The following is a 17,883-nucleotide window of genomic DNA, read 5'->3' on the forward strand; positions in this document are numbered from 1 at the left end:
CCCCACCACCTCCCCGACCTCGCCCCTCGACGTCCCCGTCATGGAGCTCACGGTCGCGCTCGAGGAGCTCAACCGCGCCCAGCGCGAGGTCTCGGCCCGCCTGTCGCGCGAGCTCGACTTCCCCCGGGCCTCGCTCGGAGCGCTCCGGCTGCTCCAGCGCTGCGGTCCGCTCCAGGTCACCGAGCTCGCGCACCACCTGCGGGTCGACCTGTCGGTCGCGAGCCGCCAGGTGACGCACCTCGTCGAGGCGGGCCTCGTCGAGCGCACCGCCTGCGACGACGACCGCCGCGCCCGCAGCGTGACCCTCACGCCCGCGGGCCACGCCAAGGTCGAGGAGACGTTCGACCTGCTCATGAGGCGCACGGCCGAGACCTTCGTGGGCTGGACGCCCGAGGACCTCCGGGAGGCGATCCGTCACCTGGAGCGCCTCACCGACGCGCTCTCGCGCACCTGACCACTCCCCCGGGCGACCTGCCCACCCGGCCCGACCTCCGCCGTCGGGCCTTGCCACGACGTTTCGACGAAGAAGCACGACCTATGAATGTGAGACCTGTATGAGCGCAACCACCACCATGACCCGGAAGCAGGTGCTGGAGTCGTTGTCCGGCATCCTGCTCGGGATGTTCGTCTCGATCCTCGCGACCTCCGTGGTCTCGAGCTCGCTCCCCAAGATCATCAGCGACCTCGAGGGGTCGCAGTCGTCGTTCACCTGGGTCGTCACCGCGACCCTGCTGACGACCACCATCTCCACGCCCATCTGGGGCAAGCTCGCCGACCTGACGAACCGCAAGGTCCTCATCCAGGTCGCGCTGATCATCTCCGTGGTCGCGGCCGCCCTCGCGGGGCTGTCGCAGAACGTCGGCACGCTCATCGCGTTCCGCGCCCTCCAGGGCATCGGCGCCGGTGGCCTCATGGCCCTGGCCATGGTCCTCATCTCGGACATCATCTCGCCGCGCGAGCGCGGCAAGTACATGGGCCTCATGGGCGCGATCATGGCTGTGAGCCAGATCGGCGGGCCTCTCCTCGGCGGTGTCCTCACGGACACCGTGAGCTGGCGCCTCAACTTCTTCGTGGGCCTGCCGTTCGCGATCGCCGCGATCGTCGTGCTCCAGCGCACGCTGCACCTGCCGCCCATCCCCCGCCGCATCGTCACGATCGACTACTGGGGCGCGCTGCTCATCAGCGTGGGCGTCTCGACCCTGCTGCTGTGGGTCACGTTCGCGGGCAACAACTTCGAGTGGGTCTCGTGGCAGAGCGCCGTCATGGTCGTCGGCTCGGTCCTCGCGCTGGTCGCGGCCGTCCTGGTCGAGAAGAGCGCGGTCGAGCCCATCATCCCGCTGCACCTGTTCAAGAACCGCACGTTCGTCCTCGCGGTCCTCGCGAGCGTCGCGGTCGGCGTCGCGATGTTCGGCACCGCGGTCTTCCTCAGCCAGTACATGCAGGTCGCGCGCGGCAAGACCGCGACCGAGTCAGGGCTGCTGACCATCCCGATGATCGTCGGGACCTTCGTCGCCTCGACGCTCATCGGCCAGCTCATCACGCGCACCGGACGCTACAAGTCGTTCATGGTCGCGGGCGGCGTGTTCCTCGTCGCGTCGCTGTTCGCGCTGTCGACGATCGACTACCACACGAGCTTCGTGCTCATCAGCGTCTACCTGTTCTTCCTGGGCGCGAGCATGGGCATGCTCATGCAGAACCTCGTGCTCGCGGTCCAGAACACCCTGGACGTCTCCGAGATGGGCGCGGGCACCTCGACCGTCGCGTTCTTCCGCACGCTGGGCGGCGCGATCGGCGTCTCGGTCCTGGGCGCGGTCCTCGCGAGCAAGGTCACGACCTCGATCCAGGACGGCCTGGCCAAGATGGGCGTGCCGACCGACGCGACGGGCGGCACCGTGCCCGACGTCAGCACCCTGCCCGCCCCCATGCGTGACCTCGTCGAGCGTTCGTACGGCGACGGGATCGCGGACATCTTCCTCGTGGCAGTGCCGCTCGCGGTCATCGGTCTGGTCTGCGTGCTGTTCCTCAAGGAGGTGCCGCTCGGCACCAAGTCGGGGCTCGACGAGCGCCTCGAGCGTGAGCTCGCGGCCGGTCTGCCGGACCTGACCGACGAGATCGAGCAGGAGCACGAGGGCGACTTCGACGCCGAGCAGGCGGTCCTCGCGGGGGCCCGCGACGGCGCCACGGCCGGGGGCAGCGGCTCGCGCTGACCGCCCACCTGCCGGAACTCACCCGGGGCCGTCGTGGATGCTTGTTCCACGGCGGCCCCGCTGCACGCCATGATGGGGCCGTGACCTCGCCCTCGCCGACCGACCAGCCGGAGCCGACTGTGTCCTCAACGCCCACCCCCTCCCCCAGCGACGAGTCGCCCCTGTTCGCGCTCGAGCGCGAGCTGCGCGTCCTGACCCGCCGCGCGGGGTCGTCCGCGAACGCGATGGCCAAGCGCATCCACCCCGACCTCGACGCGAGCGCGTACCCGCTGCTCGCGCACATCGCTGCGAACCCGGGCGTCCGGGGGTCGGACCTCGCGCAGCAGTTCGGCGTGGGTCGCGCGACAATCTCGCGCCAGCTCGCACGCCTCGAGTCCGTCGGGATGGTGTGCCGCGAGGTGGACCCTGACGACTCCCGCGGCCAGATCATCACCCTCACCGAGGAGGGCGCGACGCTGCTGCGGACCACGCACGAGCGCCGCGTCGACTCGATCTCGCAGGCGCTGAGCGACTGGTCCCCCGACGACGTCGCGGCCCTCGCGGGCCTGCTGCACCGCTACTCGGAGGACGTCGTGCGCTGGCAGGCGACGCGCTGAGATGACGGGCCCGTCGGACGCGTCGCCGGCAGCACGGCGGGTCGTGACGCGCCGGTCCGCGCCGCGCGCTGCCCGACGGCGCAGCCGCCCTCACGTCCTGGCCGTCCTCGCGGCCGTGGTCGCGCTGGGCCTCGTGGTGACGACGCAGGTCCCCGACCCCGTCGGTGACGTGGTCGGGGACCTGCTGTACGCGGTCGCGGTCTACGCGGCGCTCGTGCTCGTGGCTCCTCGGGTGCGACCGTGGGCCGCGGGGGCAGTGGTGCTCACATGGTGCTGGCTCGTCGAGGCCCTCCAGGCGACGCCCGTGGTGGGTGCCGTGCTGGACGTCGTGCCAGCGGCCGCGTGGGTGCTCGGGAGCACGTTCAGCGCGCGCGACCTGCTGCTCTACCTGCTGGGCGTGCTGCTCGCGGTCGGGCTCGACGTGCTCGCGGACGCCAGAGCGGGCGTGGCCCGGGGGGCACGCCCGCTCTGACACGCGGTGGCCGGGACGGCTCAGGCCTCGGCGTCCTCGAACGTCAGGCTGAGGCTGTTCATGCAGAACCGGTCGCCCGTCGGGGTCTGGGGCGCGTCGTCGAACACGTGCCCCAGGTGCGAGCCGCAGTTCGCGCACCGCACCTCGGTACGGACCATGCCGTGGCTGCGGTCCTGGATGAGCTCGACCGCGTCCGACTCCTTGGGCGCGTAGAAGCTCGGCCACCCGCAGTGCGAGTCGAACTTGGTCTCCGAACGGAACAGCTCGTGGCCGCACGCCCGGCACCGGTAGATGCCCTCGCGCTTCTCGTCCAGGAGCTCGCCCGTCCAGGGGCGCTCGGTGCCGGCCTGCCGCAGCACCGCGTACTCGTCGGGTGCCAGCTCCTCGCGCCACTGGGCCTCGGGCTTGGCGACCGGGTACACCTTCTGCGAGAACAGGTTGCCGGTCGTGTCGTGGGTCTCGTTGGTCATGCTCCACCTCCGACGGCGACAACCATGACGGCCGTCCGGGTGTTCCCGGTGCCGCGCGCCGAGGGTGACGGGCTTGGTCGCTGAGGGTGACCGCCCTGCCCGCCGAGGGCGACGGGCGTGGTCGCTGACGGTGACCCTCTCTGTCACCGAGGGTGACCGACGGCGACCGATGGTGCGCTTCGGCCGGAACGCAGAGGACCCCCGTGGTGATCCGAAGATCACCACGGGGGTCCTGAGGCATGTCGTCACCCTCGGCGGGCGAGTCCGTCACCCTCGGCGGGCGAGTCCGTCAGTACGACGACGACGAGTACACCGTCGCCGAGCCGCCACCGCGCTGCGCGCGGCCGCGGCCGCCACGACGACGAGCCTGCGCACCGGCACCGCCCTCGCCGCCCTGTGCCGACTGGCCGCGACCACCCTGGGCGCGCTGCGCCGTCGGGCCTGCGGACTTGGCCGGGGCCGACGTCCGCGTCGCACGCGTCCCACCGTTGCGCGACGGCGTGCCACGACGGGCCTGCGTCTGCGGCGGCGTGATGTCCGCGGGGCGCACGTACTCGGCGACGTCGCCGACGAGCGACGTGATCGCCGCGTCACCCGGGGCGACCGACTGCGGCTGCGCCGTGATCTTCGCCTTGCGGGTCAGCTCCTTCACGTCGCTGCGCTGCTCGGGGAGCATGACGGTCACGACGACGCCCTCGGAACCGGCACGAGCCGTACGGCCCGAACGGTGGAGGTACGCCTTGTGCTCGGCCGGCGGGTCGACGTGCACGACCAGCTCGATCTCGTCGACGTGGATGCCGCGCGCGGCGATGTCGGTCGCGACGAGCACGCGGACCGAACCGTTCGAGAACGCCTCGAGGTTGCGCTCGCGCGCGCCCTGACCGAGGTTGCCGTGCAGGTCGACCGACGGGATGCCCTGGGCCGTGAGCTGCTTCGCGAGCTTCTTGGCCTGGTGCTTGGTGCGCGTGAACAGGACACGACGACCCGTGCCCGACGCGAGCTGCTGCACGACGTCCTTCTTCGCGTCCGCGTCACGGACCGCGAAGATGTGGTGCGTCATGTTGGAGACGGGCGACTCGGCCGAGTCCACCGAGTGGCTCACCGGGTTGCTCAGGTACCGCTTGACGAGCTGGTCCACGCCGTTGTCGAGCGTCGCGGAGAACAGCAGGCGCTGGCCGCGCGTCGGGGTCTTGTCCATGATGCGCTTGACGCCGGGCAGGAAGCCCAGGTCGGCCATGTGGTCGGCCTCGTCGAGGACCGTGATCTCGATGCCGTCGAGCGACAGGACACGCTGGTTGAGCAGGTCCTCGAGGCGCCCCGGGCAGGCGATGACGATGTCGACGCCCGCGTTGAGCGCGCTGACCTGGCGGCTCTGCGCGACGCCACCGAAGATGGTCGTCGTGTTCAGGCCGAGGGCCTTCGCGAGCGGCTCCATGACGGCGTTGATCTGGTTCGCGAGCTCACGCGTCGGGCACAGGACCAGGGCGCGGGGCCGGCGGGCAGCGCGGCGCGTGTCCGACTGGGACAGGCGCGTGACGACCGGCAGCGAGAACGCGAGGGTCTTGCCCGAGCCCGTGCGGCCACGGCCCAGGACGTCGCGGCCCTTGAGCGTGTCCGGGAGCGAGGCGACCTGGATGGGGAACGGCGACTCGATGCCCTGGCTGGAGAGCTCGCGGACCACCGTGGTCGGGATCCCGAAGTCCGCGAAGGTCGTGCCCTCGGGGACGACGGTCGGGACCGACGAGCGGACCGGGGCGGGACGCTGCTCACGAGGAGCCCGCTGCTCACGGTTGCCGCCGGCGGGGCGGCCCTGGCCGGCGCCGCGGCCGTCGCGCGAGTCGCGCTCACGGACGGGGCGACCGTCGCGGGTCACCTTGGCGGGACGGGAGTCACGGCTGTCACGCTCGTCGCGGGCCGGGCGGGCCCGGTCGTCGCGAGCCGGGCGGTTGGTGTCGCGGGACTGCTGTCCCTGCGACTGGTTGGTGCGGGGGGCTGCGGCGTTCGGGCGCACGGCAGCACGAATGGGGTTGTTCAAGGGTTTGCCTCTCGGGCGTAGGGTCGGGGTTCGCCGCAAGAAATCCAGGGAACTCCACGACGCTGGGCGCGCAGAGATGCGCAGCCACGATCCTGATCCTCTCATGACTGGAGCGTGCGTGCGTCGATGGTGATCGACGTCTCCACATCCCTCACCGGACTCTCACCTCCCCACGGCCCCGTCCGTACCTCTCACCCACCGCACATGTGACCGTGGTGGAATGTCGCCCGTGGACTTCATGAGCTCAGTGGGCGACGTCATCGGTCAGATCTGGTCGGCCGCCACCACGCCGGTGCCCGCGCCGGCCTCCGCGATCGTGCTCTCGATGTCGCTCGCGGCCCTGATCGTCGTGGTCTTCACGCCCGTGTGGCGCGTCGCGCGGCACGTCGTGACGATCGCGCACGAGGGTGCGCACGCCCTGGCGGCACTCCTCACGGGCCGGCGCCTGAGCGGCATCCGCCTGCACTCCGACACGTCGGGCCTCACGGTCTCGTACGGCAAGCCACGCGGGTTCGGCATGGTCCTCACGGCCTTCATGGGATACGTCGGCCCGGGCCTCGTGGGCCTCGGGGCGGCCGCGCTGCTCAGGGCGGGCTACGCCGTCGGGCTGCTGTGGCTCCTCGTGCTGCTGCTGACCCTCATGCTCCTGCAGATCCGCAACTGGTTCGGGCTGTGGTCCGTGCTCGTGAGCGGCGTCGCGCTCGTGCTCGTGTCCTGGGCCGCGACCCCGCCCGTGCAGAGCGCGGTCGCGTACGCCGTCACGTGGTTCCTGCTGATGGGGGCCGTCCGCCCCGTCCTCGAGCTGCAGGTCTCGCGCAGCCGCGGCAAGGCCCGCCAGTCCGACGCCGACATGCTCGCGCGCCTCACGGGTATCCCGGGGATCGTGTGGGTCGGCGTGTTCCTGCTCGTGACGGTCGGCGCAGCGGCGCTGGGCGGCTACTGGATCGTGTCGCCCGTGGGGGCGTGATCGATCGGGCAAGCACCGACCCTGGCCGTCGTCAGCACGAGACGTACGGGACCGAACCAGGCCCGCAGTGGTAGGGCTCGACGTCCGGGGCGACGTCCCGGTAGCCCCTCTCGAGCACGGTCATGCGGTGGGCGAGCGTGCCGTCGGCGTATGTCCGTGATTCCAGGAGCGTGCCGTCGCTCGGGTCGAGGAGCAGCACCTCCCGCTCTCCGACCTCCTGCGTGAAGTCCGCTTCGATGCCCGTCGCCGGACGACCGGCGGAGTCCGTCATCGCCCCGAGCAGCTCGGTGCCCGGGGCGGCAGCGAGGACCTGCCAGAGCGCGCGGCGGAGATCAGGAGAGGCCGGGCTCTCCAGCAGGAGTCCCACCACCTGCTTCCACAGGTCCCACTCGTCTCCGTGCCCCGAGGGCGCAAGCCCCTCGGAGAGGCGCCGCTCGAGCGCCCGGGGCTCGGTGGGCAGCTCGGCCAGCTCGTCCCACGTGATCGACTCACCGTTCCCGAACGTGGACGTCTCGCCGTCCTCGTTGAGGTCCATGACCCGCGCGAGGCTCGGGTCGAAGGTGTCCTTGCCGTCGGAGAAGGCCATGAAGGAGACACCCCCCTCGTCACGCAGCACCGCGTCGTCCCTCGACGACCAGATCTCGCGTTCGTAGGGGAACGAGTACGGGTCCTCGGCCTGGGAGCGGACGTACAGGTACTCCCCGCTGGGGGGTTGCTGCTTGGCGGCGTTCTCCGCCGCCTCCAGCAGCACCTGTTCCGCAGAGGCCGGTGTCGTGGCGACCAGGGCCACCGCGACGGACGTGAGCAGCGCCGCGACGACGGTCGCCCATCGGCGCAGCATCGACGCGGGCCGACGTCGCTGGCCCTGGTGCGGGGTCGTGACGATCCGGTGCAGGGCCGCTTCCGACCGAGCCGACTCCTCCGGGGTCAGGGGGACGACGTGGACAGGGTTCGCGGCCGCGAGCCGCTGCAGGACCGGGTCGTCCAAGGGGTCTTTCATGACGGTCTCCCTTCGGTGAGCGTGGGCATCGAGCGGTCGTCCGGGTGGGGCTGCGGTGGGGGGCCCGAGCGTGCGCCCGGGTCCGGCCGAGGCTCGGGGACGGACCTCGCGCTCGAGGCGGGCTCGTGCTCGACCGCGTCGAGCGACCGTCGCAGGCGTCGGCGTGCTCGGGTGAGGCGCATCGAAAAGGCGGCGCGCGAGCAACCCAGGACCCGAGCGGCCTCGGCCGAGGTGAGCCCGTCCCAGGAGACGAGCGAGAGGACCTCCCGGTCCGTGTCGTCGAGGAGGGCCCAGGCGCGGCGGAGGTCGATCGACATGTCCGCGAGCGCCCCGTCGTCGGCCACCGGCCCACGTTCTCCGCTCACCCGGAGCTCGAGGCGCCGTCGCCGGTCCGTGGCACGGTGACCGTTCGCCAGGATGTTGCGGGCCACCCCGAACAGCCACGGCCGCATCTCCTCGGCCGGGACGCGACCCCAGCTGCGCCACGCCACGGCGTAGACCTCCGACGCGAGGTCCTCCGCGTCGTCGTCGACCCGCCGGCGGAGGTAGGCCAGGACGTGCGGGTAGGTCTCTCGGTACATGCCGGCAAAGGCCGCTTCGACGGCGCTGTCGCGGCTCACGTCACGACCGTACGGCATCGGCGGGCTCGATCCTGCCGGCGGCGATCGCGGGTGGGAGCCCGCCGAGGAGCCCGAAGACGAGCGCGCCGGCGAGGGGGACGAGCAGGAGGCGCTCGTCGAACATCGGCTGCCACCGGGCGGCCGCGGTCACCACCATGATCGCCACGAAACCGACTGCGAGACCGACGACCGCGCCGAGGACGGCGAGCGCGGTGCACTCCCCCACGACGAGCGTGACGAGCTCGCTCCGTCGTGCGCCGAACGCCCGTCGCACGCCGAGCTCGGCCGTGCGGGAGCTCACGCTCAGGAGGTTGACGAAGACGACACCGACCAGCCCTGCGAGCGCGGCCACGACGGCGAGCACCTGCAGGGAGGCCGAGACGCTGTCCTGGAGCTCTCCGCGGAACGCGTTCGGCTCGAGCACCGGGTGGATGGTCATCCGGGTGGTCTGGAACGGGTCGGCAAGGTCGTGGAGGCGGTCCGCGACGTTCCGCGCGGCACCCGGGACCGTCTCGACGAACAGCTCGCTCGAGAGCGACGCCGCCAGGTCGCCGGTCGCCCCCGGGCCGACGAAGGCCGATCCGGTCGCCGTGCCGGACCTCGACGCGGTGACCAGCCCGACGACCCGGAACGGTTCGCCCTGGACCGTGATCTCGGGGCTCACGTCCAGCTGTGCGACACCGAGCCGTCGGGCGAGGTCCGTGCCCAGCAGCACCTCGCCCTCGGCGAGGACGCGGTCGTCGCCGGGAGCCCACGTCACGGCGGTGTCGGTGATCGGCCCCGGGTCCTCGTCGACCTCGACGAGGTCGACCGTCAGGGCCGCGAGCGCCCCGTTCGCGACGGGGATCCCCGTGCGGTACCGCCAGTGCTCGACTCCGGTCACGCCGGGGAACTCGGCGACGGCGTCGACCCGGACGGGCCATCGGGCGTCCGAGGTCCCGTCCGCGGCCAGCGCCGCGGTGACCTGCGTCGCCCGTTGCGCGTCGAAGAGCTCGGTCACCTGTCCTGACGCGCTCTGCGCGAGCCCCAGCGCCGTGACGGCCAGGGCGACCGCGACCGCGGACGCGAGGGTGCCGCTCGCGGTCCGCCCGGCGTTGGACGTGATGCCCTGCGCCACGAACCGCAGGGTGCGCACCAGGCGCGCGGTGAGCCGGGTCCGCGGCCTGCGACCACGCATCGGCAGGTCTCCCCGGTCCTCGTCCGGCCCGCGGGGCGAGGTCGTGACGTCGGCGCTGTCGGCCACGACGAGGCCGTCGCGCAGGGTGACGACGCGGTCGAGCCGCGCAGCGACGTCGGGCTCGTGCGTGACCACGACGAGCGCCGCTCCACGCTCCGCGGCGCGACGCTTGAGCTCCTCGATGATCTCGAGCGACTGGGCCGAGTCGAGGTTCCCGGTCGGCTCGTCGGCCAGCCACAGGCGGGCCGGGCGGGCGAGGGTCCGTGCGATCGCGACCCTCTGCATCTCCCCGCCCGACAGCGTCCGTGCCCGCGCCTGCTCCTTGTGCTCCAGCCCCACCGCGCGCAGCGAGTCGGTGACGACCTGGTCGGCGTCGTCGAGCGAGGTGGTCGAGTAGCGCAGACCGAGCAGGACGTTCTCGCGCACGCTCAGGGCGGGGATCAGGTGCGACCGCTGGAAGACGAACCCCAGCTCCGAGGATCGCCACTCCGCCCGCACCCGGTCCTGCGCGGACTCGACGGGGTGCCCGTCGATGAGCACCTCGCCCTCGTCGGGGGCGTCGAGCAGACCCAGCACGTTCAGCAACGTGCTCTTCCCGCTGCCGGAGCGCCCGACGACGGCCACGCGCTCCCCGGGGCCGATGACGAGGTCGACCCCGGCCAGCGCAGTGGTCCCGTTCGCATACCTGCGGGTGATCCCCCTCAGCTCGATCAGCGGGCGCCCCACCGATTCGGTCGGACCGAGCAGATCCTTCTCGAGCACGACGTCAACCAACCCGCACCTCCGTCCCCTCACCCAGCACGACACCGTCACCGGCATCGCCCCCGCCGTCGCCGTCGGCCGCGACGATCGCCGCGACCCCGCCCACGGTCGCCTCGACCTCGACCGCCACCTCGCGAAACGCCATCCCCTCCCGCACGTACACGTACGTCCGCCCGGCACGGGTCACGACCGCCGCCACGGGCGCGAGCAGCCTCTCCCCGTCCTCCGCTGCCGGGTTGTCGATCGTCAGGACGTAGGAGGAGCCCGCGCGGACGGCGCCCTCGGTGAGCAGGCTGACGGTGACCTCACCCGTCTCCGTCGGCGCCAGCGCCGTCACGCGTGCCGTGGCCTCCGTGCCCGAGTCGTCCGTGAACCGAGCGGCGGCGTCCACCGTGAGCGCTCCGACCGATCCCTGGGGCAGCGTCGACGTGAGCACGACCTGCCCCGTCCCGAGGGTGAGGAGGCCCGTGTCAGCTGCGATGCGGGTGCCGACCGTCGTGATCCCCTCGACGACGGCGGGCAGCCGAGGCACCGTCAGCACCTCGGACTGCAGGACACCGGGTCCCTTCACGGTGGCCGCAGCACCCCCGCCGGCTACCGGGACCGCTGTCCCGTCCGACGGCGCCGCGGCACCCGTGCCCGCGGCCGTCGTCTCCGGAGCGCTCGCTCCGGGCGAGGGCGCACCGGCGGCATCGGGCGCCCCGACGGCGACCTCGGGCGCCGCGTAGCCGGCCGCCCGGTACATCGACCACACGGCCGCCTGGGTCCGCGGGCCGTACTTCCCGTCGGGCCGGCCCAGTGCATACCCTGCGGCCAGCAGCCCCTTCTGCAGGGCCAGGACGTCGTCGCCCTCGTCCCCGGGACGAATGTCGCGGTAGAGCGCGAAGGCCCCTTCGAGGACGAAGACCGGTCGCCCGTTCACGCGGAACGGGACCGACCCCGGCGACAGCGTGTCGCCGGCAGACCGGTCGACGGACGTCACCACACCGGTCAGTGCCGCCGGAGGCGTGACGACGACGCTCTGCTGGTTCTGGGCCTCGACGGTCATCGACACCGGACCGTTCAGGTACCCACGGTCCAGCGCGACGACCACGGGCTCGGGGGCCGGCGGCTCGGCGCGGGCCGCCGCCTGCTGAGGCGACTCCATCCTGACCGCGAGCAGCCACGCCCCGACCCCGACGACGACGATCGCCGCGACGGCGAGCACGAGACGCTTCATGCTTCTCTCACCGTTCTGCCCGAGGGCACCGTCTGTCCCATCGCCCGATCAGCCCAGCTCGTTGATGACGGCGTCGATGCGCTTCTGGTACTCGAGGTAGTCGTCCCGGGTCGCCTCGAACCCCTCGACGTCTCGTCCGATCGCGGCGAGCTCGCCCTCGACCCGAGCGTGGAACACCGCCTCGTCGTACCCCTCTGCCCGGCAGCGCGCATCGATGACGGCCACCTCGCGCTCACGGTCCGACAACGGGACCTCCGTGTCCACGACCATCCCGTCGGCGTTGCCGATCGGACCGGTCACCGACTCCGACGGCATCTCGACCGGGCGCTCCGGCAGGTCGACGACCCCTGCCGGTTCCATGCACGTGCGCCATGCCTGGATCGCCTCCTGGACCCGCGCGTCCCCGTCGACCGCCTCCCAGCCCGCTGCCTCGACCGTGCTCAGGTAGCGGGCCGGGACGGCCCCCAGCCGTTCGTCGGTCCTCTGCCCGCACGCGATCATCGCGTCCTGCATCGCGGAGGTGACCTCGACGCCGTCCGGTACCCCGCTGCCCCGTGCCGGCTCGGACCTCAGGTGCGGGTACCCCCACTGCTGCGCGATCTGCTCGTCGAAGCGCGCCTGGCCCGTGCGCGCGTCGAACAGCGTGGGCTCGCCCCCGGGTTCCGCCGGGCGGTACTCGACGACGCCCTGCAGGCACTCCTGGGCGAGGAGGTCGCGGGCGTACCCGTCCCGCGGGTCGTTGAACTGGGGGACCAGCTCGTACACGGGGGTGAGCGTCGCCGTCGACTCGTCGTAGCCGTAGCGCGAGGCGTCCCCTCCCGGCTCCGGCCCGTCGGCCGCGCCGGCAGCGGAACAGCCCGCGAGGGCAGCGGTCACGAGGAGCCCGGCGATCAGTGCTCGAGGTCGCACGAGGCGAGCAGTGGTTCTCATACCCTGCTCATGGCTCGCGGGGCGCGAGGTGCAACACCTGGGATTTCTGGACGAGCCGGACGGGGCGGCCGGCCGCGACGGGTGACGGGACGCAGGGAGGCCCGGGCGGGCGCACGACGACGGGCCGCCCGCTGCGTGCGGACGGCCCGTCGAGGTGATCGGGTGCGTAGCCCTGCCGGGCCGGGAACCTTCCGAGGAGGAGGGGGGTCGGCTCCCGGGACGGGCGGGCCGCGCAGCCGGTCGAGTGCTGGTGCGGGCGGTCAGGCCCCGCAGGTGGTGCCGGGCCGGTCAGGCCTGCGGCGTGAGGACGAACCCGGGTCCCTCGGTCGCACGAGGGTCGGTGTCCAGGGTGAGGTTCGCGAGCGCGATCGAGGTGGTCGGCTCGACGAAGACGCGTGCCTCCCCGCTCTCGACGACCGTGTCGTCGGGCAGCGGGCTCGGGACGAGGGCCAGCTCGAAGTCGCCGGACTGCGGCGCCGACTCGGCGATCCGGAGGCCGCCGCCGTCGGGCACTCCGGCCCGCGTGGTGAGGTCCTGGACTGCATCGCGGGCGTTGTCGGTCAGGGTGAGCATGAGAGCTCCTCTCGGTTGCCTGGGGACGCACGGGACGCCTTGCGGCGATCCCTCGGCGTGCGCCTTTCGGTTGCCTCCAACCAAACAAGGATCGGCCTCGATCGCAAGGTCGCGGGCCGATCCACGGCGTGTCTCTCACCCAGTGGGATCGGGCGCGACAGGCGCACGCGAGGCACGTAGGGTCCGCGCACGCAGGGGCGTGAGGCCGCCCGCGGCGGCCACGGCCGAGTGCCGAGCGGCGTCGGTGGGAGCATGGCCCCGTGACCGCTCTCCACTCCCCCGACCACTGGGCCGTCTACAACGCCGCCCAGCCCGGCCGCGCCGCGCGCGAGCTCTGCCAGGAGGTCGTGTCCCTCGCGGGCCCGGGCGCTGGCCGGCAGGCGGTCGACCTGGGCTGCGGCGCGGGCGTCGAGACCGCCGCGCTGCTGGGCGCCGGGTGGCGGGTCCACGCGCTCGACGGCGAACCGACCGCACCGCACCTCGTCCGCACCACCACGGGAGGCGCGGAAGGAGCGGGGCTGAGCGTCGCCGTCGTGCCCTTCGCGGAGCTGACCGAGCTGCCTCCTGCCGACCTCCTCTACTCCGGGTACGCGCTCCCCTACGCGGCGCCCGACGACTTCCCGCGCGTCTGGGCCGCGGTCCGACGCTCCCTGCGGCCCGGTGCGTGGTTGGCCGTGAACCTGTTCGGCGTGAACGACTCGTTCGCGGGGACGATCGACGGGACCTTCCTGACGCGCGAGGAGGTCGAGAGGCTCCTCGACGGGCTCGACGTCCTCGCCTTCCGCGAGGAGGACGAGGACGGCCCGTCGTTCAGCGGCCCCAAGCACTGGCACGTCTTCGACGTGATCGCCCGCGCGCCGCGCTGACCAGGGGAGCGCCCACCGCCCGTCGCTCCGGGTGCCCGACGGCGCCGCTCACCGCACGCGGGCACGTCACCGCGTGCGGGGGCTCGGCGCGTAGACTCTCCGCGGGCCTTGGCGCCGCCTCCTGCGAGGCGACGCACGGTGCCCGGGCCTCTAGCTCAATGGCAGAGCTGCGGACTTTTAATCCGTAGGTTGTGGGTTCGAGTCCCACGGGGCCCACCGTCTCGCCCTACCGCACCGGCCGCTTCCCCTCGAAGAACCGGTCCAGGTCCTCGCGCCGCAGCACTCCCTCGCTCCCCCCGGCCGTCAGCTCGACGACGAGCCGCCGCGACATCTCGCGCAACGGCTCGTTCGTGACGCTCGAGTGGTGGCACATGAGGTCGAACGCCTCGTCGGCCGGGAGCCCGTAGATCGCCATGACCGCCCCCTTGGCCTGCTCGATCGTCGAGCGGCTCGCGGACGACGCCCGGATCGCGGCCGTCGCCTCACGCTGGGCGAGCTCGCGCTGCGTCGTCGTGAGGTCGAGGAAGTAGCCCGAGACGTGCGTCGTCTCGCCCGTGCGGCGGTCGACCCGCCCGCGCCCGACCACGCCGAGGGTCCGCGTCCGCCCGTGCGCGTCGACGATGCGGTGCACCGAGCCGAAGGGCTCGCCGGTCGCCGCGGCGACGAGCAGCACCTCCTCGACGCGTGCGCGATCCTCGGGGTGCTTGTGCGCGAGCATCAGGGCCGTGGTGGGCATGACGTCGCCAGGGCGGAAGCCGTGCATGGCGTACAGCTCGTCCGACCACCACCAGGACTGGTCCGACAGGTCGAGGACGAACTGGCCGACGGGCTGCGGTGCACCGCGCAGCAGTGCCTCGGCGAGCGTGGGATCGAATCGTCGAGCCGGGTTGTACGAAGTGGTCAAGTAGGCCCCCAAGGCATGGGAAAGGAGCGGGCCTACTTCCAGACTCCTCGGTGATCCTAGCCCGGTTCCGACCTCTCACCTGCGAGGACGTCCGCTCAGGGCGCGCGGTCAGCGCACCGGCGCCGAGACGTGCCACGCAACCCCACGCACGACGAAGCCCCCGCCGGCCAGGGGCCGAGCGGGGGCTTCGTGGAACGTTAGGTGGTGGCGCGATGCAGGGGGTACTTCGCGCCACCGAGGAAGACATTACCCCCTCCTCACGAGGGTTGACGAATCCCTCTCGTCTGGCGGGCGAAGGGAGGCAGTCCTTCCGATTTCAACCAGTCCGCACACCCTGCGCGACCTCGCTCGACGTCTCGGCGCCACCGCCTCGCGCGACGGATCGGCCGCGCCGAGCGCGCTCCCCACCCGGCCCGCCGGTCTCGCCACCGACCGGGCGGCGTCCCGCCCCGTGGCCACCGCCCGCACGGTTCTCGCGCCCCGGATAAGGTACGTGCGGGGCCTCATGGACCTGTCACAAATCCCTCTATATCGGATTCTTCTTCCGATTGCGGGCACCCCTGACCTGTGTGCAGAGTGGTGCGATGGTATGGGTTTCTGTCGGGCTGGTCCTCGTGGTGCTCGGCGTCTCGCTCGCCGCGCGCGCCGCGTGGTCCGTCCGCTCGGGTGAGCAGCGCGGGCGCGCGAGCAACGGCGCGCACGGCATGGGGATCGCGCTGGGCGCGGGCCTGGCCTTCTGGGGATCCGTCGTCCTGATCGTCGCCCTGCTCGCTGACCGGGCGTGAAAAGACCGGCGCCCCTGCCGACCGCCTGCCAGACTCGCCGCATGACCCGCACCTTCGACGACCTCGTCTCCGAGGCGGCATCCGTCCCGGTCGACGGATGGGACTTCTCCTGGCTCGACGGACGCGCGACCGAGCAGCGCCCCTCGTGGGGCTACGCCCGCTCGATGGGCGAGCGCATGCGCACCGCGAGCGCCGCGCTCGACCTGCAGACGGGCGGCGGTGAGGTCCTCGCGAGCGTCCCGCACCTTCCCCGGCTGACCGTCGCTACCGAGGGGTGGCCACCCAACGTCGCAAAGGCGACCCGTCTCCTGCACCCGTTGGGGGTCGCGGTCGTCGCGGACGCCGACGAACCGCCCCTCCCGTTCGCGGACGAGGCGTTCGACCTCGTCGTGAGCCGGCACCCGGTCCGGCCCTGGTGGGACGAGATCGCCCGGGTGCTCGCGCCGGGCGGCACGTACTTCGCGCAGCACGTCGGCCCGTACAGCGTGTTCGAGCTCGTGGAGCTCTTCCTGGGCCCGCAGCCCGAAGAGGTCCGCAACGGTCGCCACCCCGACGACGATCGCGCGGCCGCCCAGGCGGCAGGTCTGGAGGTCGTGGACCTGCGCTTCGAGGAGCTGCGGACCGAGTTCTTCGACGTCGGTGCGGTCGTCTACTTCCTGCGCAAGGTGATCTGGATGGTCCCGGGGTTCACGGTCGAGCAGTACCGTCCCCGGCTCGAGGCCCTGCACGAGCAGATCCAGGCCGAGGGGCCGTTCGTCGCGACGACGACGCGGTTCCTCATCGAGGCCCGCAAGCCCGCCTGAGGCCGGACCAGGCCGCGCCACGGCCCCAGCACCTGCACGCCGCACCGCAGGAGGAGCCCGGACGCGCAGCGGTGTCCCCGTTGACACCTGCCGTCACCAGCTGGGCGAGGTCAGATCCCCAGGCCGCGCGTCAGGTCGCCGAGCGCGGCACGTGCACGCCGCTTGCGGTCCGCGGGGTCGATCGTGCGCTCGTCACCGGGGTTGGCGCGACGGACGGGCTTCCCGCCGGTCTCCGCTGACTCGACGACGCGGGGCATCCGTCCGTTGGCTCCGGCCGAGCGCGTCGCGCGGTTGCTCCGGTGCGGGCTGGTCGGGGCGAGGAAGTAGGGGCGTTGTGTGGTCACGGGTTCGTCCTCCAGTCGTCGCAGCCCCGTCGCCGGGGCCTTGCTCCCCTATGCTCGGACTCCCTCGTTTCGTCCGTGTTGCGAACACCGAACGTTGCAGTGTCGTCCGCAGGAACCTGCGGCACACCGACCCCCTACCGACCAGTAGCCTCCTGACATGACGACGCACGAGCGCGAGATCACCGCCCCGGTCGACCTGTGCCTGCCGGACGGGCGCCTGAACCCCGACGCGGTCGGGTGGACGCGCACCCCGCTGCACCGCGCGAACCTTCGCGGCTGGGGACGCACCAAGCGGTGGGAGTACTGGGGCGTCGTGACGCCCACGCACGTGATCGGCGTCGTCGCGTCGTCGATCGACTACGCGGGGGTCCACGGCCTGTACGTCCTCGACCGGGCGACGGGCCAGGAGACCGCGACGGACGTCGTCGTGCCCCTGGCCCGCGGCGTCGTGATGCCGGAGACCAGCGGCGCCGGCCGCGCCGCTGCCCGCGCGAAGAAGCTCGCGATCGTGATCGACCAGGACCCGGGCGGCACGCGGATCCGTGCCGCGTCCCACGACGTGAGCCTCGACCTGTCGATCCCGCTCCCGCCGGGGCACGAGTCGTTGGGGGTCGTCGTCCCGTGGAGCGACCGCCTGTTCCAGTACACGGTCAAGGACGTGGCCCGGCCCGTCTCCGGCTCGCTCACGGTCCACGGCACCCGGCACGAGGTCAGTGCCGACGACTCGTTCGCGGTGCTCGACCACGGTCGCGGCCGCTGGCCTTACGCGATGACCTGGAACTGGGCCGCGGGCAGCGCGCACGGCCGCGGCATCCAGCTCGGCGACAAGTGGACGGACGGCACGGGCTCGACCGAGAACGCCCTGCTCGTGGACGGTCGGCTCCACAAGATCGGCCAGAAGCTCGACTGGCAGTACGACCGCGAGGACTGGCTCGCCCCGTGGCACATCTCGGGCGACGGGGTCGAGGCCGTGTTCACCCCCTTCCACGAGAAGGTCGCGCGCACGGAGATGGTCGTCGTGGGCACCGAGACGCACCAGTGCTTCGGCACGTGGTCGGGCCACGCGCGCACCGACGAGGGCGTGTGGGTGGACCTGGGGGGTCTGGTCGGCTGGGCGGAGGAGGCCCAGCAGCGCTGGTAGGCCCGACGGCGC

19 protein-coding genes and 1 tRNA gene are annotated in these 17,883 nt (G+C 72.5%); 10 read left to right on the forward strand and 10 right to left on the reverse strand.

Annotated elements, in window-relative coordinates:
• The 4 genes from OERS_RS16770 to OERS_RS16785 form a co-directional block, all read left to right on the forward strand.
• A partial coding sequence (locus OERS_RS16770; RefSeq protein ID WP_068627182.1) for a MarR family winged helix-turn-helix transcriptional regulator occupies positions 1-454 on the forward strand: 454 nt, incomplete at its 5' end.
• 100 nt (positions 455-554) lie between these two features.
• Positions 555-2,207, forward strand: coding sequence for an MDR family MFS transporter (locus tag OERS_RS16775; RefSeq protein ID WP_082848670.1), 1,653 nt, complete (start codon positions 555-557; stop codon positions 2,205-2,207).
• Positions 2,208-2,326: 119 nt separating this feature from the next.
• Complete coding sequence (locus tag OERS_RS16780; protein WP_068627226.1) at positions 2,327-2,803, forward strand: MarR family winged helix-turn-helix transcriptional regulator; 477 nt, start codon at positions 2,327-2,329, stop codon at positions 2,801-2,803.
• Between the two features lies 1 nt (position 2,804).
• The gene (locus OERS_RS16785) at positions 2,805-3,275 is read left to right on the forward strand and encodes a ribosomal maturation YjgA family protein (protein WP_068627184.1); all 471 of its coding nucleotides are present in this window, start codon (positions 2,805-2,807) and stop codon (positions 3,273-3,275) included.
• A gap of 20 nt (positions 3,276-3,295) precedes the next feature.
• Here OERS_RS16785 and msrB read toward each other — a convergent pair whose 3' ends face one another.
• The gene (gene msrB / locus OERS_RS16790) at positions 3,296-3,745 is read right to left on the reverse strand and encodes a peptide-methionine (R)-S-oxide reductase MsrB (protein ID WP_068627186.1); all 450 of its coding nucleotides are present in this window, start codon (positions 3,743-3,745) and stop codon (positions 3,296-3,298) included.
• A 289-nt stretch (positions 3,746-4,034) separates the two neighbouring features.
• Complete coding sequence (locus OERS_RS16795; RefSeq protein ID WP_248948699.1) at positions 4,035-5,426, reverse strand: DEAD/DEAH box helicase; 1,392 nt, start codon at positions 5,424-5,426, stop codon at positions 4,035-4,037.
• 574 nt (positions 5,427-6,000) lie between these two features.
• On the opposite strand from OERS_RS16795, the gene OERS_RS16800 reads away from it, so the two are divergent.
• The gene (locus OERS_RS16800; RefSeq protein ID WP_068627188.1) at positions 6,001-6,747 is read left to right on the forward strand and encodes a M50 family metallopeptidase; all 747 of its coding nucleotides are present in this window, start codon (positions 6,001-6,003) and stop codon (positions 6,745-6,747) included.
• Between the two features lie 31 nt (positions 6,748-6,778).
• Here OERS_RS16800 and OERS_RS16805 read toward each other — a convergent pair whose 3' ends face one another.
• The 6 genes from OERS_RS16805 to OERS_RS16830 form a co-directional block, all read right to left on the reverse strand.
• Positions 6,779-7,747 (reverse strand): CU044_5270 family protein, encoded by a 969-nt coding sequence (locus OERS_RS16805; RefSeq protein ID WP_139107897.1) that lies wholly within the window; start codon positions 7,745-7,747, stop codon positions 6,779-6,781.
• Positions 7,744-8,367 (reverse strand): RNA polymerase sigma factor, encoded by a 624-nt coding sequence (locus OERS_RS16810; RefSeq protein WP_197486976.1) that lies wholly within the window; start codon positions 8,365-8,367, stop codon positions 7,744-7,746. Before OERS_RS16810 ends, OERS_RS16805 begins: the two co-directional genes overlap by 4 nt.
• Before the next feature lies 1 nt (position 8,368).
• On the reverse strand, positions 8,369-10,306 hold the full coding sequence (locus OERS_RS16815; protein ID WP_068627192.1) for an ABC transporter ATP-binding protein/permease: 1,938 nt from the start codon (positions 10,304-10,306) through the stop codon (positions 8,369-8,371).
• A 4-nt stretch (positions 10,307-10,310) separates the two neighbouring features.
• Positions 10,311-11,525, reverse strand: coding sequence for a peptidoglycan-binding protein (locus OERS_RS16820; protein WP_068627194.1), 1,215 nt, complete (start codon positions 11,523-11,525; stop codon positions 10,311-10,313).
• A 48-nt stretch (positions 11,526-11,573) separates the two neighbouring features.
• Positions 11,574-12,455: a hypothetical protein gene (locus OERS_RS16825; RefSeq protein WP_139107898.1), complete on the reverse strand. Its 882-nt coding sequence runs from the start codon at positions 12,453-12,455 to the stop codon at positions 11,574-11,576.
• Between the two features lie 288 nt (positions 12,456-12,743).
• A complete protein-coding gene (locus OERS_RS16830; RefSeq protein WP_068627198.1) occupies positions 12,744-13,028 on the reverse strand; it encodes a Fe-S cluster assembly protein HesB in 285 nt (94 codons plus the stop codon).
• 260 nt (positions 13,029-13,288) lie between these two features.
• Between OERS_RS16830 and OERS_RS16835 the strand changes: the two genes are divergently transcribed.
• Together OERS_RS16835 and OERS_RS16840 are read left to right on the forward strand one after the other, a co-directional pair.
• Positions 13,289-13,894, forward strand: a complete 606-nt coding sequence (locus OERS_RS16835) for a class I SAM-dependent methyltransferase (protein WP_068627200.1) — start codon at positions 13,289-13,291, stop codon at positions 13,892-13,894.
• A gap of 144 nt (positions 13,895-14,038) precedes the next feature.
• Positions 14,039-14,110: transfer RNA gene (locus tag OERS_RS16840), tRNA-Lys, on the forward strand.
• Between the two features lie 10 nt (positions 14,111-14,120).
• Here OERS_RS16840 and OERS_RS16845 read toward each other — a convergent pair.
• The gene (locus OERS_RS16845; RefSeq protein WP_139107899.1) at positions 14,121-14,798 is read right to left on the reverse strand and encodes a PAS and ANTAR domain-containing protein; all 678 of its coding nucleotides are present in this window, start codon (positions 14,796-14,798) and stop codon (positions 14,121-14,123) included.
• 584 nt (positions 14,799-15,382) lie between these two features.
• On the opposite strand from OERS_RS16845, the gene OERS_RS21260 reads away from it, so the two are divergent.
• Positions 15,383-15,583: a hypothetical protein gene (locus tag OERS_RS21260; protein WP_139107900.1), complete on the forward strand. Its 201-nt coding sequence runs from the start codon at positions 15,383-15,385 to the stop codon at positions 15,581-15,583.
• A gap of 41 nt (positions 15,584-15,624) precedes the next feature.
• Entirely contained in the window at positions 15,625-16,386 is a 762-nt protein-coding gene (locus OERS_RS16850) for a class I SAM-dependent methyltransferase (RefSeq protein WP_068627203.1), read from the forward strand.
• 110 nt (positions 16,387-16,496) lie between these two features.
• Here OERS_RS16850 and OERS_RS16855 read toward each other — a convergent pair whose 3' ends face one another.
• Positions 16,497-16,730: a hypothetical protein gene (locus OERS_RS16855; RefSeq protein ID WP_068627205.1), complete on the reverse strand. Its 234-nt coding sequence runs from the start codon at positions 16,728-16,730 to the stop codon at positions 16,497-16,499.
• A 157-nt stretch (positions 16,731-16,887) separates the two neighbouring features.
• Between OERS_RS16855 and OERS_RS16860 the strand changes: the two genes are divergently transcribed.
• Positions 16,888-17,871 (forward strand): DUF2804 domain-containing protein, encoded by a 984-nt coding sequence (locus OERS_RS16860; protein WP_068627207.1) that lies wholly within the window; start codon positions 16,888-16,890, stop codon positions 17,869-17,871.
• The last annotated feature ends 12 nt before the right edge of the window (positions 17,872-17,883 follow it).

The sequence above is a fragment of the Oerskovia enterophila genome (assembly GCF_001692445.1).
GTDB lineage: Bacteria > Actinomycetota > Actinomycetes > Actinomycetales > Cellulomonadaceae > Oerskovia > Oerskovia enterophila.

Excerpts from the sequence above, each read along its gene's own strand:
- msrB (WP_068627186.1), bottom strand. The coding sequence starts at position 3,745 with ATGACCAACGAGACCCACGACACGACCGGCAACCTGTTCTCGCAGAAG.
- OERS_RS16775 (WP_082848670.1), top strand. The coding sequence starts at position 555 with ATGAGCGCAACCACCACCATGACCCGGAAGCAGGTGCTGGAGTCGTTG.
- OERS_RS16785 (WP_068627184.1), top strand. The coding sequence starts at position 2,805 with ATGACGGGCCCGTCGGACGCGTCGCCGGCAGCACGGCGGGTCGTGACG.
- OERS_RS16830 (WP_068627198.1), bottom strand. The coding sequence starts at position 13,028 with ATGCTCACCCTGACCGACAACGCCCGCGATGCAGTCCAGGACCTCACC.
- OERS_RS16825 (WP_139107898.1), bottom strand. The coding sequence starts at position 12,455 with ATGAGAACCACTGCTCGCCTCGTGCGACCTCGAGCACTGATCGCCGGG.
- OERS_RS16850 (WP_068627203.1), top strand. The coding sequence starts at position 15,625 with ATGACCCGCACCTTCGACGACCTCGTCTCCGAGGCGGCATCCGTCCCG.
- OERS_RS16805 (WP_139107897.1), bottom strand. The coding sequence starts at position 7,747 with ATGAAAGACCCCTTGGACGACCCGGTCCTGCAGCGGCTCGCGGCCGCG.
- OERS_RS16860 (WP_068627207.1), top strand. The coding sequence starts at position 16,888 with ATGACGACGCACGAGCGCGAGATCACCGCCCCGGTCGACCTGTGCCTG.
- OERS_RS16820 (WP_068627194.1), bottom strand. The coding sequence starts at position 11,525 with ATGAAGCGTCTCGTGCTCGCCGTCGCGGCGATCGTCGTCGTCGGGGTC.
- OERS_RS16800 (WP_068627188.1), top strand. The coding sequence starts at position 6,001 with ATGTCGCCCGTGGACTTCATGAGCTCAGTGGGCGACGTCATCGGTCAG.
- OERS_RS21260 (WP_139107900.1), top strand. The coding sequence starts at position 15,383 with ATGGTATGGGTTTCTGTCGGGCTGGTCCTCGTGGTGCTCGGCGTCTCG.